This window comes from Carboxylicivirga marina (assembly GCF_016612505.1).
Classification (GTDB): Bacteria; Bacteroidota; Bacteroidia; order Bacteroidales; family Marinilabiliaceae; genus Carboxylicivirga; species Carboxylicivirga marina.
In genome coordinates this window covers 24,339-42,730 of sequence record NZ_JAENRR010000021.1, presented here as the reverse complement: position 1 = coordinate 42,730, position 18,392 = coordinate 24,339, and the positions used below count along the sequence as shown (strand labels likewise).

Below are 18,392 nucleotides of genomic sequence, written 5' to 3'. Positions count from 1 at the left end.
TTTATAAGATCACAAAGATAGGCTATTTAAATACATCCGCTTATATCCTACAAAAACACTAAAAATTATACGACATCCTGAAACTAAAATAATGGCCTTCCTTGGTATATGAATAATACGGTTGCATGACTACCAGCTCCAGTACATCCATCCACATACCGATTGTTTGGCTATGGTGCCATCTATCTGATGTTTCGTCATCGAGCCAAACACGACCGACATCAAACCCTCCGAGCACTCCAATGTCCATTGGCACATAACGATTATCCCAATCGATGAGCTGTAAACGTAAATCTAAATTCTCATAAAACACTTTATCTCCACGAAAGCGATTATTTCGAAACCCCCTTAAGTTGGTTCTATTGCCCAGGTTAGGGTATTGATAAAATTGCGCCTCGCCGCTTATAGTCTGATAACCTACATTATTGGCCAGCACCAATTGCGGGTGATTAGTCAGCGTCAGGTAGGTCTGAAGATTAGTATCGAATATCCACAAACTATTTGTGTTGGTCACATCATCCTGATATGCCAGCGACGCGTTGTATCGTATGCCATTGGTTGGTTTTGATTCCCTATCGACGAAGTTAACTGAATATACAGCCTTTCCTCCCACAAAACTATGGCGCGATAATTCTTCATCTGAAAAACCAATATCGGGATCTTGCCAAACCCGGCCATCTGTATCTTCAATTTTGACAGATTCAAAGGAGGGGCCAAATTTCAGAGATATAAATGAATTACGACTTCTAAAACTAATTAATGGCTCAGCTTTGATGGCTCTTTTACGCACCCAATTGTATTGTTTCTCTAAATCATGATTAATCGATTCATTTCCATATCCAAAAAAGTTTTCAATACTTGGATAATCGACAGAAAGTGACGGATAAAAATCTACATTCTTAAACAAATTTGGAAAGTGACCTTCATACATCACTATAAAGGCATCCTGACTTCCCGGGGCAATCAGAGCTGCCGCCATTTGCTTTGATTTGTAGGGCTCCTGGCGCCAGGCATGTCGAGTCCAGGTATGTGTTAAACCCAGCCAAACACCATCATCCAATGTGTAACCACCTCGTAAAAATGGCAAGTTGGTATTATACTTAAAACCATAACGATCGTATTCATTTATATCTACGTCATTTGATGTACGCTCTTTAATGTTATCACCATCTATTTTTATGCCTTTTGAGTTATCATAGGCAAAAATGGCTTTACTGTTACTTTGGTTGATAATTTTGTCTTTATCCTCACCGCCAATAATTCGGATGCGGATGGCAGAATTATCAGCACCTGATATGATAAACTCATCTTTACCGCGTAGACCATATAATCGGACTTCCTTAGTTTCATCCGGATCAAAGGTTCTTTTATATTTTAACAAGTCGCCTTTTGACTTCCTTTCAACAAAATAACTGATTTCAACTCGGCCATCATCCAAACGAATTATCTCAAAACGATCATCATTATCTGTACCAGTTATTTCCACCTCAGCATTAATGAAATCGTAGAGCTTACGGCTAATTTTCAGCATATTCTCACGTCGCTCTTTTAGCAAGTCAATCACTTCTTTATTCTGAACTCGCACTTCGGGGGGTAATCCCTGCAAGGAAGCATCAATCACCTCATCAGTCATGGCAGCCTGCAATTTTTTGGCAATCTTCTCCCACTCACTCCATTCCAGTTCATTTAAAAAGTAACGATCGAAATATCGGGCATTGAATGACAAGTGCTTTACATCGCGCACATCACCTTTCATGGTTTTAAATTTCTTCATCAAAAACGTTGACACATACCAGGGAATAAAACCTTCGAACTTATAAAATACCTGATCTCGATCGCGTGGAATTGGTCGATAAAGAGTCCTTCCGTCCTCTGTAAACGAAGCCCACCGCCACTGATCATCGTGTCGGTCCCAATCGTGAATAAACAAATCGAACAAACGTGATTTTAGCACCCATTCCTGATCAACAAAGTGGGTTTTCTTTTCACGTAAATTTTCGAGCAAATCGGTATAACCAATTATTTCATTAGAATTACCAAAGTAATCAGCGTTGCCCCAGTTACCCGAAGGGCGTTGTTCCAGCAAATACACTTCTTCAGGAAAAAAAGCATTGTAATTCCCTAATCCTCTTTGATGTTTTAGATAGACCAACTCAGGTTGTGTTGAATAAACCCCGGCGGCCTCCGACAAAGAAGGAATCATTAATGCTCCATAAGGATGACTGGCGGAATTCTGATCCTTCATGATATTTAAAGCTTTCAGGTTAGCAAACTTTGGCTCCACAAGCTTTGTGTAATCTTTATTAATGGAGCGCAAAATATACTGCTGCCCATCGGCTTTTTCCATACGTAAAGAGTTGGACGACATTCCCCCTCCTTTTTTAATGGGTTCTAACCCTCCATGTTTAGTCTCTAGATTGATAAATGGGGCCTTCACCTCTGTAGCCCACATGCTACGATATTGCTCACCAAGAAAACGCTTCATGGTTTTGCTTCCTTCAAAAACTTTATTGGCAGCAACAACTGTATCTTTTTTAGTGACAGGTAGGTAGGTAATTTCTGTTTTTTCGGATCCAGCCTTTAGCTCTCGCATTTGCTGGCGAAATTCTAAAACAGGACTGGCATCTTTATCTGCCACTGTGTAATATTCAATCCAGGCCTCGGCATTTTTATAAAAATCAATTTTCACATACCCTCTTGCCTCAAGTGTAAATTCGGCTTCTCCTCCGGCTGCTACATAACTAATTTTACTTCCTGAACCACTAATAATCTGTTTTATCTCTTCGTCATCAAAATATTGCAGGTTATGCTCATGCCCCGACACAAAAGTGACATCAACATCCCACCTTTTAGCCGCATCGCTTAAACCATTAACCATATCCTGATATAGATGATGACTTAAATCTTGCACCGAACCCGTCGTTTGCCTGAAGATAGGATAAACCGAACCAAGCCCGGGCAGAGGAATCCACAACTTACTGTTTAATTCGTGTAATGGAAAGATATGGTGTTTGGCTGCAAAATACCCTCCATGTGTACCATTGCTTTTCAGCGGATGATGCATAAAAACAACGACCTCATCATTTTTATAACTCATAAACACCTCTTCCATGCGCACCAAAAAATCACCACGGGTTCGGATATCACAGCCTCGATTCATCTTCTTCTCAACATCCCAGTTTTGCAACCACCATTGCGAGTCAACAAAAACATACACTAAATCTTTATCAACTTTAATGACTTTAGGCTCGCCACAACCATCACCCGGGTAGAATTTTACCTTTTTATTGAGGATGCTATCGCCAAATTCTTCAACGAACTTCTCCTGCCGCTTAACGCGTTTTAATCCACCTTTCTTTCCTCTTTTCCAATCGTGATTACCTGCTATAAAATAGGTATTCCCATTGATGAACTCAGCTAATTTTAGTTGAGCATTAAGTATAGATTCACTTTGTGTACGTGTATCATGATTCTTAGATGGTAAGCCCTGGGGATAAATGTTATCACCTAAAAACACAAGGTCAACAGGTGAGTTTGCATCCTTCAATTGCCTTTCAAGAGCAGTTAACACATAGTTTTGATTGCGTGCCTCATTATCCAGTTGACCAGCGTCTCCCACAACAAATAAAGTACGAATTGGTACCGTTTTTTTTAATCGCTCTTTCTTAAGCCAGTCTTTTTCCTCAGCGCTATAATATGGTGCTTTAACTGTTGAGCACCCCATTATTAAAACAACAAATAGATATACCAGATTCTTCTTCATTTATCGCTTTGGTTTAATCACAATTAACTTTCCATTACCTGCCTTACCCTCAGAGGCGATAAAGAGCTTATTATCTCTATCAAAACAAATACCTTCGGGCTGAGGAAGCATCATTGCATTAAAAAAAACAAGCCGCACAAGCTTTTGGTTTTCACTGATGACTAGCAACATGCTTCCGCGAGCGGATAAAATATAATAGTTGTTAGTAGTAGGATGTTGTGCAATACCTGAAGGTGAAAAACGTTTAATACGCCATTGCAAACTATTTTGGAGCTCTTTCTCCTCAGCCCACTCTTGAAGCTTATCCACATTGATTTCGATCAATGGATCTTTCTGGAGCTTCTCTTCATCAAGTAAAAAACGATAAACTGCCTTTTTACTTTTCTTCTCATTCAAAGGCAATCCTTTACAGGCAATTAGTAAACTATTGTCATCTTGGGAATAGAACAATCCTTCAGCATCATTTTTACGCGAAAGCTTTGTTTCAAATTCCTTGGTTTTATCCTTTTTTGTATTAAAACGATAGAGTGTACCATTACTTTTCAGCACAAAAATATGCTTGCCGACTTTAGCTATGCCTTCATAGTCACCGTTTTTATGAAACTCATATATTTTTTTACTTTCACCAGAATCCTTATCAATCTGATAAATATTTCCTTTTTCATCATTGATAGCTATCAAAGCATCATTGGCACTATCATAATCTAAGCCCGAAATTTCTTGTAATTCGCTGTTCAGCACTATAACAGCTGCCGGTTTATCGTAATCATACAACGATGAACCACCCTTAGTAAACTCAACAACCTGACTATCTAAACCATTGCAAGAGCATAGTAAAATCAGCAATGGTAAAAGCTTACTTCCTATTTTAACCATCTTAATTGTTTCTTCAAAATTCATCAAAGAAAGATAAGAAATCATTTAGTAAGATGACAATGGGAGTGAAACGGTAAAAAAAGCGTTTAAAACAATTAAGTCATTGACACAACTGAATTGATTACATGATACCATGTATGAATATGCCAATGCTAATAAAAAAAGCGATCAAAAATGCATTGTACGACCATTGCAAAAGCTGGTATTTACATAAGGTATAATGACTGAGCATAAAACTAGAGCGCACTTGATTACCTATTTGCAAATCCTGATTACGAACTACAGCATCCATGGCTTTTTCATATTCGTTTAAATCAACCCGCTTCATCATCATAAAACTATTGTGCTTAAAGTCTGGGTATTTCTCTTTCATTTCGCGATGATATTTAAACAAACGATGCACGTATGCTCCAATGGGACTGGCAGTTAACAATGAAAGAACCAAGGATATGCCACTTCCAACCAGTAACACCAATCCAATTTGATTGCCATTTTCGATGTATACATCCATCTTTTGATTGAAAACAATTAACAGCGAAATAATTGTCGTATTAATCCTTACCATTATCATCGCTTTTCTGTCGGCCTGAACCATACGATTAATCAACATTTTAAAATGATTACGAAAAAACGTACTTAAAGCTTTTCGGGGCTCTTGCTTGGTATCAAATGGCTTGCGTTTCTTTTTTTTCTTTTCAATCTGTTCATTAGCCTGAAAGGCATCATTGTCGAGATTTTGCAACAAACTATTTTCTTCTTCTTTTGGAAGATTGGGTTGTGAAGTAGAGTCTATATTCATTTTATATATCTATATATTTAGATGCAAATATATAAATTAAATTTTAAAGCCAACAAATATCATAAAACCACCCATCTTTATTCTTCAAAACTTAGCTAACTTTGCAGCCAATTTATTTAAAGCTCAACAGAATAAACCAATGCAAATTCCTCAGCAATATAAGTTCATTGTTCAGCTCGGAAAAGCGCTTCATACTTATGGTGTTCCATCATACAAATCGCAACTGTACCTTACTGAGATTGCCGAAAAAAAAGGCATTAAGGGGAGTTTCATGGATACACCTACCTGGATAAATTATGTATTTTATGAAGAAGATGAGCACACATACAATCACGTAGAGTGCGTGCCTCCTGGTGAATTAAACTTAGGTGCGTTGTCAAGGGTTGTTGAAATTACTAACAATGTTATTTCAAATGATCTCCCTTTTGCTGATGCGAAGAATAAAATTAAGGAACTGAACAAGGCTAAAATAGGCTATAACAGCCTTATTGAACTATTATCATTTATGATTTCAGCTGGTTCATTTTGCATTATCCTTAACACCAACTGGTTTTCTGTTATTGTAGCTACACTGCTGGGGGCCTTGGTTTACGGAGTTACAGCCATGGCTAAGCACTCGAGCTACATACGAAGCACATTGGAATCTTTAGTCGCTTTTTTAGCAACAATAATTACCGGATTAATATCCACTGTCCGACCCGACATTAATGTATCAATGACCATATTGGCCTCAATCATTATATTTGTTCCCGGTCTATCATTAACAACAGCTCTAGAGGAGATCACGTCCAGAAGTTTAGTTTCAGGCACAGCCAAGCTTTTTGATGCGCTTGTGTCTCTGTTCAAACAATTCTTTGGTGTGGTATTGGGTCTTGCCCTACTTCCATTATTTGTAGAAGTTAAAGCACACGAAGTGGTAGATGATATACCTGCCTGGGTCGATTTTATTGCAATCCCTCTTTTATCACTCAGCTTAATGCCTGTATTTAAGGTCCGATTAAAAGACATACCACTTGGTGTAGTAACCGGCTTCATCTGCTTTTATACCACTATGCTACTCGATTTCACTGGCATACTTGTTAGTATTTTCATTGGAACAATAGTGGCCGTGGCTGTTAGCAAATTATTTGCACACTTGACTAAAGCACCTCGTTTGGTGTATCTTATACCAGGCATCATCATGTTGGTACCAGGAAGTAAAGCGTTTATTGGACTGAGTACTTTATTCTTAAACACCCAAATAAGCAACAGTTACATGGGCGAACAGGTGCTATACATATTTATGGGAATAATCGGTGGATTAATATTTTCCGGCACATTTATGGATAAACGCTTATCCCAGAATACCGGCAATGAATCAGGCGTTTTCAAGCGCTAAAAGAATTTATAGTTAAGAATTGTAAAAGCTCATATGAATACGAACCCTAAAATAGATTCTTAGTTTTAAGTTTCGTACATTTGCGCCCTCTTTTCTAATCAGATAAAGAGATCAACGACTTGTGAGATTATAATAATCTGTTATTAAATGGATAACAGAATTTAAGATTTTATTGAAAAACGCGTTCGCATGAAGTTATTAGTAAAAACCTTTCATGGTTTAGAGGAAGTATTGGCTGAAGAATTAAGGGAATTAGGGGCCAAAGATGTAACACCTGTTAAAAGGGCAGTAACATGTACCGGTGATAAAGAGGTCTTGTACAAAGCCAACCTGCATTTACGAACAGCGCTTCGCGTTTTGGTTCCGGTTTTAAGCTTTAAAGCCAAGAACGAAGATGAGCTATACAAGAACATCTATGATTTTGATTGGTCGGCCTTCATGACTGAGAAAAACACCTTTGCCATTGATGCAGTAGCTTTTTCCGATTTTTTCAAACACACCAAATACCTAGCTTTAAAAACGAAAGATGCCATTGTTGACCAATTTAGAGATAAGAATGGTCAGCGCCCATCAGTTAGTATCGAAAAGCCTGATTTACAATTCAATGTTCATGTATCGCATGATCAATTCACTATTTCGCTAGATAGTTCAGTAGAATCGTTACACCGCCGTGGTTATCGTAGTCCGCTCCACAAAGCGCCGCTTAATGAAGCATTGGCAGCCGGCATGCTTAAGATTGCCAAGTGGCACAAAGACATTCCTTTGATTGACCCGATGTGCGGAACTGGTACCATATTAATGGAAGCAGCTATGATAGCCTGTGATATGCCGGCTAACTTTAAGCGAAAGCATTTCGGTTTTATGACATGGGCCGACTACGACAAAGCATTGTGGGAAAAAATCTATACTGAAGCAGAAAATAAAATCCGTTATCCAAAAGTGAATATTGTTGGTGGTGATAATAACCCACAAGCCATTGACATGGCCAAAACGGCCTCATTGGATTTCCGCTTAAACCGTCAGATACGCATTATACGTTCTAACATGGAAGATCATATGCCTCCGGCTCCCCGTGGTATGATGATTACCAACCCTCCATATGGCGAACGTTTAACCAAGGATAATATCGATGAGTTCTACAAGAAAATTGGTACTCATTTGAAAAAGAATTATACCGACTGGCAAGCCTGGATCATTACTTCTAACATGGATGCACTAAAACATGTAGGTTTACGTCCGGATGCTAAACACAAACTTTACAATGGTTCTCTCGAATGTAAGTTTGTAGCATACGACATGTTTGAAGGCGAAATGAAAGAGTTTAAAAAGAAGGTAAATCGAACAAGAAAGCGATTGGATAGTTAATCTATTTGATGCTTTGTTGATCAAATATGAGTTATTAACCTGAGTTTAATATTAATTAAATCCAACTCAGGTTATTAGTATCGAGTAACGTTCACTAAGCGCAGTCGAAAGATCATCAACTCGACTCGCTCGACGAGTATCTTTTAAATTTGATACGATTTATAATTCTCTTACCATGCAGAATAGAATTACTGAACTTTTCAATATTCAATATCCTATCATTCAGGGCGGAATGGTTTGGTGTAGTGGATGGCGCCTGGCGTCGGCAGTGAGCAACAATGGTGGACTGGGCTTAATAGGTGCCGGTTCGATGTATCCCGATGTTTTTCGTGAGCACATCCTTAAAATGAAGAAAGCCACTACTAAACCTTGGGGTGTCAATGTGCCATTATTATATCCTAACATTGATGCGCTCATGCAAATCATTGTTGAAGAACAAGTTCAAATTGTATTTACTTCTGCAGGTAATCCGGCCAAATGGACAAGTTTTTTAAAAGAAAAAGGCATAACAGTCGTACATGTGATTGCCAATGGTCGATTTGCCAAAAAATGTGAAGATGCAGGTGTTGATGCTATTGTAGCTGAAGGCTTTGAAGCGGGCGGGCACAATGGTCGTGAAGAAACGACCACGCTAACATTGATCCCTTCCATTCGACAACAAACCAAATTACCACTCATTGCTGCAGGAGGTATCGGTACAGGTAAAGGAATGTTTGCAGCCTTATCACTTGGTGCCGATGGCATACAGATAGGTTCACGCTTTGCCATTACAGAAGAATCATCGGCTCATGATGCATTTAAACAACTCGTCGTCAAAACCGGCGAAGGAGGCACCTTATTATCACTTAAGAAACTGGCCCCAGTCCGTTTAATGAAAAATGAATTCTTCGAAAAAGTGCATGAAGCTGAAAAATCAGGTGCTTCAACCCTTGACCTGCAAAAGTTATTGGGTAAAGGGCGTGCAAAAAAGGGTATTTTCGAAGGTGATTTGGTGGAAGGTGAATTGGAAATAGGTCAGGTTGCCTCATTAATTAACAACATAAAACCTGTAAGCGAAGTATTTACTGAATTATTAAGCGAATACCTGGCCACAAAGGAAGAAATAAGCTCTCACCATCGATTTAATTTCTAATGATAAATATAGAAAAGCGAACGCTCTCAAACGGATTACGCGTAGTAGTACATGTTGATAAGAGCACACCTCTTGCGGCTGTTAATGTTCTTTACAATGTTGGTTCAAAAAATGAAAACCCAAACAAAACAGGCTTTGCTCACTTGTTTGAACACCTGATGTTTGGCGGCAGCAAAAACATTCCTTCATATGATGCCCCATTACAAATGGTGGGTGGCGACAACAATGCCTGGACCAGCTGTGACATTACCAACTACTATCTGACTTTGCCAGCTACCAACCTTGAAACAGGATTTTGGTTGGAATCTGATCGCATGCTTGAGCTCGACTTTTCTGAGCAAAGCCTGGAAGTGCAGCGTAAAGTAGTGATTGAGGAATTTAAACAACGTTACCTGAATCAACCCTATGGCGACATCCCACTATTGCTAAGTCCCCTAGCCTACAAAGTACATCCATACATGTGGCCAACTATTGGTAAGGACATTGCACATATCGAAAATGCGACATTGGATGATGTCAAATCGTTTTTCTACAGCCATTATGCACCAAACAATGCGGTTCTTTCTGTTTCAGGAAATGTTGACCCAGCTAAAGTTTTTCAACTAGCAGAGAAATGGTTTGGTCCAATTCCGCACCGTCAGCTTGAAGAGCATCAGATACAAGCGGAGCCAAAGCAAACTGAAAAACGTCAATTGGAAGTCGAACGAAATGTGCCAGCTGATATGATTCATAAAGTATTTCACATTGGCGCACGTATGGATGATGATTTTTACGCTGTAGACCTTTTATCTGACATCTTATCAAACGGTCCTTCGGCACGTATGAATCAATCGTTGGTAAAAGAGCAACAACTGTTTAGCGAGGTGAATGCCTACATCTCTGGCGATCATCACCCAGGATTATTCACTGTTACCGGGCGCATACTCCCAGGTGTCGGTATGGAAAAAGCAGAAAAGGCCATTCAGGTTGAATTAGATAGAATGACCTCTAAAGTCGTTAATGATTATGAACTACAGAAGGTCAAAAACAAGATTGAATCTTCTTTGGTATTTTCTGAAATCAGCTTTTTGAATAAGGCCATGAACCTTGCTTCTTTTGAGCTTTTGGGTAAAGCCGAAAACATCAATTCAGAAGTAGATAAGTATCAAGCCGTGAGCGCACAAGATATCTTAAATAGTGCTCAAAAAACTTTTACAGCAAATAACAGCTCAACACTCTATTATCGCTCAAGCAAATAAGGTATGAATATCAACAGAACAACTGCTCCTGAATTTAAAAACATTGATAGCTTTGAGCTTTTACCTATTGAAACCTATGAGCTAAATAATGGCATTAAAGTACACCTGATGCAAGCAGGTTCGCAAGAAGTAGCCAAGTTAGACTTCTTGTTTCCGGCAGGTTCAGTACAGGCATCTCAGCCACTACTGGCATCTATCACCAATAAAGCCTTGTCTGAAGGCACTGTTTCGATGAGCGGTGCTGAGATATCAGAAAAAATTGACTTTTATGGTGCTTTTATTGGTCAGCAAGCTTCATTTCACCATTCGGTGGTAACATTAGTTGCGCTAACTCATTTCTTACCAGAGACACTGAAGATATTAGAGGACATCATTAAAAATCCAGTGTTTGAACAAAAAGAAATTGACACCCTTCTTAACAAACGCAAACAAGAATACCTTATTGAAAGCGATAAGGTTAAAACCTTGGCAACGCGTGCTTTTACACAGAACCTATACGGAAAAGAGCATCCATATGGTAATTACCTCACGATGGATGATTTTGAGAAATTGACGCGCGAAGATGTTATCAACTTTCATAAACAAGCTTATATTCCGAGTGGCACACACATTATAATATCCGGCCAACCCGGTAGCAACATCAAAGAATTATTAAATACACACTTTGGTCAACATTGGTCTGATGAACAACCATTAAAAGATCCTCAACCGCAAAATAAAGAAGATGTTCTTCGTAATATATTTGTTGAAAAAAATGATGCTCTTCAATCATCTATTAAAATAGGCATTCCACTGTTTAGCAAAGAACACCCGGACTTTCATGGCATGCAGATATTAAATGCAGTGTTAGGCGGATTTTTTGGTTCACGTTTGATGACTAAAATCCGAGAAGAAAAAGGACTAACCTATGGCATCTCTTCCTTTATCATGACTTATAAATTCGGTGGCTTTTTGGTTATCGGCTCTGATGTTAAGGCTGAGAATCGTGAACTTGCTGTTAAGGAAATTTTTAATGAAATAAAAAAGCTGAGAGACGAACGAATAGGCAATGAAGAACTGGCGTTAGTACGTAACTTTTTATTGGGTGATATGATTCGTAATTTCGATGGCCCATTTGCCACATCAGATAACTATCGCGGATTAATCGACGAGAGCTTGTCACCAGCATATTTCAACGAATTCTTTGATGTACTAACAAGTATTACGGCCGAAGAATTGCAGAATTTAGCTCAAAAATATTTCCAGGAAACCGATTTTATTACTGTTATTGCCGGCAAGTAAGTGAAAAATATAGCATTACATTCGACAAAAATCGCTTGCCATTGCTAATATTCAAGACTTTAGAACTAGGAAAACAAGTGCTCACAATCCTTTGTTACAATCAAAGGAATTAAGTATTTTAGTTCGCTTTAACGACTACGTGCATGACAAAAACGGAATGGGAAGAAGAAGATAAAATGATTCGTGAGCAATTTAATGTGCTCATTGAAGCCTGCCCACGCTGCCAAACTCCAGAAAACATGAAGTTGGTAACAAAGGCGTTTGAGTTAGCTCATGAAGCGCATCATGGCATGCGACGAAAATCGGGCGAACCATACATCTTGCACCCCATTGAAGTAGCACGCATTGCCGCCGAAGAAATTGGATTGGGCACCAAAGGTGTTGTGGCAGCTATTTTACATGATGTTGTTGAAGATACCGATTATACAGTTGAAGATTTACAAAATATCTTTGGTGAAAAAATTGCCTCCATTGTAGCAGGACTAACCAAGCTGGAAGGCGTTTTTGACCAAAGCACCTCTATTCAGGCAGAAAACTTTCGAAAGCTTTTACTTACCATGGTAGAAGATGTGCGTGTGATTCTTATCAAACTGGCCGATCGCTTGCACAATATGCGCACGCTTAAGTCGATGCCTGAGCATAAGCGCTTGAAAATTGCTGGTGAAACACTCTATTTTTATGCACCTCTTGCTCACCGTTTAGGTTTGTATGCCATTAAAACGGAGCTGGAAGATCTGAGTCTCAAATACGAGTTACCACAAGTATTTACCGATTTAAGTCAGAAAGTTAAGGAAAGCGAAGAGCAGCATGTCGAATTCATCAGCCACTTTAAAGCACCTATTGAGAAAAGACTCAATGCCGAAGGTTATGAATTCGATGTAGTTGGACGTCATAAGTCAGTGTATTCCATTTGGAGTAAAATGCAAAAAAAGGACTTGCCTTTCGAAGAGGTTTATGATGTACTGGCTATCCGAGTCGTTTTTACACCCAAGAGCCATTTACCTGAAAAGACACAGTGCTGGGCCATTTATTCGATGATAACGGATATATACAAGCCCAAACCTGACCGCTTACGCGATTGGGTATCAACACCCAAAGCCAACGGCTATGAAGCCTTGCACAGCACAGTGATGGGGCCCGATGGCAAATGGGTAGAGATACAAATTCGTACCAAACGAATGGATGAGATTGCCGAACGCGGCTTTGCTGCTCATTGGAAGTACAAAGGACAAAAAGAAAAAGAATCGGAGCTGGACAAATGGCTTGAGATGATTAAGGAGTTATTGGATAATCCGGATGCTGACTCGCTCGAGTTTCTGGATGATTTCAAACTCAACCTTTTCGCGTCAGAAATAATGATTTTTACTCCTAAAGGAGAAGTTAGAGTTCTACCTAAAGGCGCTACAGCTTTAGACTTTGCGTTCGACATACACACCGACATTGGCTATAAATGCATTGGTGCCAAAGTTAACTTCAAACTCGTACCGCTGAGTCATGGACTTAAAAGTGGTGATCAGGTTGAAATTATTACATCTGAGAAACAACAACCAAAATACGATTGGCTCAATTTTGTAACTACTGCCAAGGCCAAAACACGTATTAAAAATGCCTTTAAAGAAGAACGCAAGAGTATTATCATTAAAGGCGAAAAGATATTAGAAAACGAATTACACAAGAAGAAGCTCACCATCAACTCGCGCATACTTAAAAAAATTCTTGATTTCCATAAAATCCCTAAGCGCGATGAATTATACTTCAAAATAGGTAAAGGAACCCTCAACCTCGACAACCTTCATAAGATACTCAGCACCAAGTCGAACAACAAGTGGATACGCTATTGGAAACTGAATTTTGGCATGTCCACAAATAAAGAAGAAGCGAGCAAACCTGAAGAGGCTCCGAAGAAAAAACAAGTTGTTTTATCGGATAATGATGAGCAAGGAAATTTCACTATTTCGGAATGTTGTAACCCTATACCCGGCGATGATATTTTAGCCTATCAGGATGACAATGATGAAATTGTTTTACATAGCCGCAAGTGTCCAATCGCACTAAAGCTCATGTCAAGTCAGGGCAACCGCATCATCTCAGCACAATGGGAATCACATAAAATACTATCGTATCTGGCCATGATCAACCTTTCGGGCATTGACCAGATGGGCATCGTTAGTAAGATTACCAAGGTCATTTCAGAAGATCAGAATGTAAATATGCGCTCGATAAATATTGAAAGCCACGATGGTATTTTTGAAGGGAATATTTACCTCTACATTCATAACACTGAAGACTTAAATAACCTCATCTTAAATATTATGAAGATAAAAGGGGTTCATAACGTGACTCGCCAGGAGCGTATTAAGGCTGATTTATAATTATTCTAAACAAGTATTTTTTAATCACACGATTTTAATTATTTTTAGGCTCTATTTTAATTGAGACTACGTATGAATAAGGTAGAAGCCAAAGATGTGGTAAAACAACTGTTCACTGAATACCTTCAGCGCAATGGGCATCGCAAAACGCCTGAACGTTATGCCATTTTAGATGAAATATACAGCCGCGAAGGTCACTTCGACATTGAATCGTTGTATATATTCATGAAAAACAAAAATTATCGTGTAAGCCGAGCTACCTTATACAATACCATTGACTTATTATTGGACTGTAAGTTGGTTATTAAGCATCAATTTGGGAAAAACATTGCCCAATTTGAAAAAGCTTTTGAATCCAAACAGCACGATCATCTTATCTGCACCAATTGCGGTTCTGTTATCGAATTTTGTGATCCGGGTATTCAAACGGTATTAAACAATGCTGCAGACTTTAACGAGTTCAAGGTATCGCATCATTCTTTGTATGTTTACGGCACATGCAAAGACTGTATATCGTCAGTAGATAAGGAGTAATATAATTGAATAAAAAAACAGAGCTTTACAATAGCTTTTAACGGTATATTGTGTACTTTTACAAATCGGAATTCTGAGGCAATCGGAAGTCCGATTTTTCATGTTAAGACATTGATAAATTCATGTTTAACATGTCATTAAACAAGCCAAATGGTTTCGTTTAATTAACAAACAATAGGCTCAGCGAGCATAATACTAAAACAAAAGAGAATGAAGGTTGATGTTTTACTAGGACTCCAATGGGGGGACGAAGGCAAAGGAAAAGTTGTTGATGTTCTAACTCCTCAATATGATGTCATCACCCGTTTTCAGGGAGGACCAAATGCAGGTCACACATTAGAGTTTGATAATTTCAAACACGTGTTGCACAATATCCCATCGGGTATTTTCCATAACGACAAAGCTAATATTGTTGGTAACGGAGTGGTGCTTGACCCAATCACTTTCAAACACGAAATAGACTCGCTTAAAGAAAAAGGGTTTGATATTACTAAAAACCTTTATATCTCTAAGAAAGCCCATTTAATATTACCAACTCACCGCATTTTAGATGCAGCATCTGAAGCGTCTAAAGGTAAAACCAAGATTGGCTCTACACTAAAAGGTATTGGTCCAACCTATATGGATAAAACAGGCCGTAATGGTCTTCGTGTGGGTGATATCCTTCATAACTTCGAAGAAAAATACGCTGCATTAAAAGAGAAGCATGTTAAAATGCTTGAAATGTACGATTTTGAATATAACATTGAAGAGTTTGAAAAGGGACTTACTGAAGGTATTGAAACCCTTAAAGGCTGTATCATTATTGATAGTGAGCACGAGATCAACAAACACCTTAAGGCTGGAAAAACCATCTTGGCAGAAGGTGCTCAGGGTACTTTGTTAGACATTGATTTTGGTTCATATCCATTTGTTACATCATCTAACACTATTTGTGCCGGTGCATGTACAGGTATGGGTGTAGCGCCAAACAAAATTGGTGAAGTATACGGTATCTTCAAAGCCTATTGTACGCGTGTTGGTAGTGGCCCATTCCCTACTGAGTTATTCGACGAAACAGGTGAAGAACTGCGTAAAGCTGGCCATGAATTTGGTGCTACTACAGGTCGTCCTCGTCGTTGCGGTTGGGTCGACTTAGTTGCTTTAAAATACTCAGTAATGATTAATGGTGTTACACAATTAATCATGACCAAAGGTGATGTATTAAGTGGTTTTGAGACCATTAAAGCTGCAACAGCCTATAAATTACCTGATGGAACGATTACCGAAGAATTCCCATTTGAATTAACTGATGATGTAGAGCCAATCTATAAAGAAATCAAAGGATGGAAAGAGGATTTAACAGGTGTTAAGTCAGAAGATGAATTCCCACAGGAATTAAGTGATTACATTGCTTACCTTGAAAAAGAGCTTGAGGTACCAATCACCATCGTTTCTGTTGGTCCTGACCGTGAACAGACTATCGTTCGTAAATAAAAAGGATTATTCCAAAATATTTGAAAGCCTGCACATTGTTGCAGGCTTTTTTTTGCACTTTCCGTAGACCTAAACCTGGCTTCCGTAGCTCTTTCTTCCACTTCCGTAAACATTTTTTCCTGTTCCGTAGCCTTCATCTGCTCTTCCGTAGCCTTCATCTGCTCTTCCGTAGGTTCATATGAGGCTTCCGTAGCTATTTTTTAGTGTTCCGTAGGGTTAATTATTAGTTCCGTAGCTTAAAAATGAAGTTCCGTAGACTTAAAACTGGCTTCCGTAGGTTTATATTGAACTAATACAAGCGCACGGAAGCCAAATGAAGTGCTCAGCATCTTAATAATTATATACGCCATCAAAGCTAATACCTACAATACGCTGCAATAAAATTTCAAGATATCCAGCAGTATAAATTTGAGCAAAAAAAACAGCCACCTAAAAATAGATGGCCGTTTCTAATATCTAAAAGGTAACTTCTTATTAGTTGTTAGAAGCTTTTTCTAATCCGTAACCATATTTTTTATCGGCTTGCTTTAACTTAAATGACAAGAAGATAGAAATAACACCACAAGCCACTAAAATTAAAATCGGAATCGTATAATCAAATGGTGGAATCTCACCTGAAAGCTTTAACGCATCAATCTTCGCAACAACTTCTTCTTTCGCTAAGCCCATGCCCTCAAACTTCTCTCTGAATCCTTCTGTAATTTTAATTACATTAGGATTAACTAAATCAAGAACAGCTCCAATTCCCCAGAAGAAAGCAGCCAGACCATAGTTCTGAATTGTAAACATAAATGAATAAGCAGATCCCAAGCGACTTTCAGGAACAATCTTAGCCACTGAAGGCCACATAGCCGCCGGCACTAGTGAAAAGGCGATACCTAAACTTAACAGTCCCATGTATCCTAAATACACGTTATTAAATACCGACAACGATAAATGAGCAAAGATTAACAATAAAGAGCCCAGAATCATTAAAGAGGCAGCTTTACCATTTTTATCAACATAACTACCAAAAATTGGAGTAAAGATGATAGAACCAAGCGGAATTAACGAAGCCGTTTTTGGCCCATTATCTAACCATTGCGAGAACACATCCCACATGCTTCCGATGTACAAGGCAAATAATCCGGCAATGGCAATACGCGCTATAAAAGCCTGAGAATTTGTTTTTAATCGAGGCGGAATAGTTGAAAAGGCAATAGCAAACAGGAATAAGCCTACAAATACCAATGAATTACCTAAAGCCGGACTCCCGTTAACAACAATATTTGCTCCTTCAGGCAATGCTGATGTAAATCCAAACTTGTTAACTAACAAGTCAGCTGCATACTGAATAAATGGAAATACCGCTGCATAGAAGGCCACACATAATAGTGTAATATAAATAAATGTTGAATTTTTTAGCAATTTCAACAAGTCGGCAATTTTAAATTCCTCATCTTCTGATCCTTCTTCTGCAGCTTCTTTATTTTGTTTATCTAGCTTAACATCAAAGAAGATATAAACGACAAACATAATCAAAGCGATACCCAGAAGAGATGCAGCAAAACCAACGGCTGTTGAGAAATGTCCACTTGCGATATCTGGCGAAACCGCAATACCCATAGCCGAACCTAAACGACCAAAGCCCATGTTAATAGCCATAGCCAGTGCCAACTCGTAACCTTTAAACCACTTAACAATGGTACGGGTAGCCACCACACAAACCACTTCAAGTCCTGAACCAAACATCATACGGCCGACAATCATTGACCACAAAACAGTATTAGGCTCATCGCCAAACGTACCAATAGAAGCTAAATAAACAACTAAACCTCCGGCGGCTGACAGACCACCAAAAAGCAAACCAGCAATACGCACACCCCATTTATCCATAAGGATACCACCTAGCATGATCATACCAAACAGGTTGGCAAAAGTTGTTAAACTGATGATACGTCCGAAGTTTTCACTTGTAAAACCGTATTCATCTAATAATAAATCTTTAACCCCACCAAAGAAATCCTGAAACCAATAAGTAGAAAAGGTTAAGGCACTTAATAAGATCAACGCTCCCCACCTCATAGCGGCTGAGTCACGTAATGTTTTTTGTATTTTCTCTGTCATTACAAATTGTAGTTAGTTATACGAACATAAAAGAATAGCCACAATCGAAATTGCAGCTATTCATATTTCATT

The 18,392-nt window shown here is 38.7% G+C and carries 12 protein-coding genes; 8 read left to right on the top strand and 4 right to left on the bottom strand.

What is annotated here, in order from left to right:
- Positions 1-58: 58 nt before the first annotated feature.
- From JIV24_RS10465 to JIV24_RS10455, 3 genes are all read right to left on the bottom strand, one after another.
- Positions 59-3,763: a metallophosphoesterase gene (locus tag JIV24_RS10465; RefSeq protein WP_200464984.1), complete on the bottom strand. Its 3,705-nt coding sequence runs from the start codon at positions 3,761-3,763 to the stop codon at positions 59-61.
- Positions 3,764-4,663, bottom strand: coding sequence for an SdiA-regulated domain-containing protein (locus tag JIV24_RS10460; RefSeq protein ID WP_200464983.1), 900 nt, complete (start codon positions 4,661-4,663; stop codon positions 3,764-3,766). It lies immediately after the preceding gene.
- A 97-nt stretch (positions 4,664-4,760) separates the two neighbouring features.
- The gene (locus JIV24_RS10455; protein ID WP_200464982.1) at positions 4,761-5,438 is read right to left on the bottom strand and encodes a hypothetical protein; all 678 of its coding nucleotides are present in this window, start codon (positions 5,436-5,438) and stop codon (positions 4,761-4,763) included.
- A gap of 139 nt (positions 5,439-5,577) precedes the next feature.
- On the opposite strand from JIV24_RS10455, the gene JIV24_RS10450 reads away from it, so the two are divergent.
- The 8 genes from JIV24_RS10450 to JIV24_RS10415 all read left to right on the top strand — a co-directional run bounded on the left by JIV24_RS10450 (position 5,578) and on the right by JIV24_RS10415 (position 16,214).
- Positions 5,578-6,816 (top strand): threonine/serine exporter family protein, encoded by a 1,239-nt coding sequence (locus tag JIV24_RS10450; RefSeq protein WP_200464981.1) that lies wholly within the window; start codon positions 5,578-5,580, stop codon positions 6,814-6,816.
- 189 nt (positions 6,817-7,005) lie between these two features.
- Positions 7,006-8,181: a THUMP domain-containing class I SAM-dependent RNA methyltransferase gene (locus JIV24_RS10445; protein WP_200464980.1), complete on the top strand. Its 1,176-nt coding sequence runs from the start codon at positions 7,006-7,008 to the stop codon at positions 8,179-8,181.
- A 175-nt stretch (positions 8,182-8,356) separates the two neighbouring features.
- Complete coding sequence (locus JIV24_RS10440; RefSeq protein WP_200464979.1) at positions 8,357-9,313, top strand: NAD(P)H-dependent flavin oxidoreductase; 957 nt, start codon at positions 8,357-8,359, stop codon at positions 9,311-9,313.
- Complete coding sequence (locus JIV24_RS10435; protein ID WP_200464978.1) at positions 9,313-10,551, top strand: M16 family metallopeptidase; 1,239 nt, start codon at positions 9,313-9,315, stop codon at positions 10,549-10,551. Before JIV24_RS10440 ends, JIV24_RS10435 begins: the two co-directional genes overlap by 1 nt.
- A gap of 3 nt (positions 10,552-10,554) precedes the next feature.
- On the top strand, positions 10,555-11,832 hold the full coding sequence (locus JIV24_RS10430) for a M16 family metallopeptidase (protein ID WP_200464977.1): 1,278 nt from the start codon (positions 10,555-10,557) through the stop codon (positions 11,830-11,832).
- Positions 11,833-11,975: 143 nt separating this feature from the next.
- Positions 11,976-14,204: a RelA/SpoT family protein gene (locus JIV24_RS10425; RefSeq protein WP_200464976.1), complete on the top strand. Its 2,229-nt coding sequence runs from the start codon at positions 11,976-11,978 to the stop codon at positions 14,202-14,204.
- Positions 14,205-14,276: 72 nt separating this feature from the next.
- Entirely contained in the window at positions 14,277-14,738 is a 462-nt protein-coding gene (locus JIV24_RS10420; RefSeq protein WP_200464975.1) for a Fur family transcriptional regulator, read from the top strand.
- A gap of 210 nt (positions 14,739-14,948) precedes the next feature.
- Complete coding sequence (locus JIV24_RS10415) at positions 14,949-16,214, top strand: adenylosuccinate synthase (RefSeq protein WP_200464974.1); 1,266 nt, start codon at positions 14,949-14,951, stop codon at positions 16,212-16,214.
- 474 nt (positions 16,215-16,688) lie between these two features.
- Here JIV24_RS10415 and JIV24_RS10410 read toward each other — a convergent pair whose 3' ends face one another.
- Positions 16,689-18,320 (bottom strand): MFS transporter, encoded by a 1,632-nt coding sequence (locus JIV24_RS10410; protein WP_200464973.1) that lies wholly within the window; start codon positions 18,318-18,320, stop codon positions 16,689-16,691.
- Positions 18,321-18,392 lie beyond the last annotated feature (72 nt).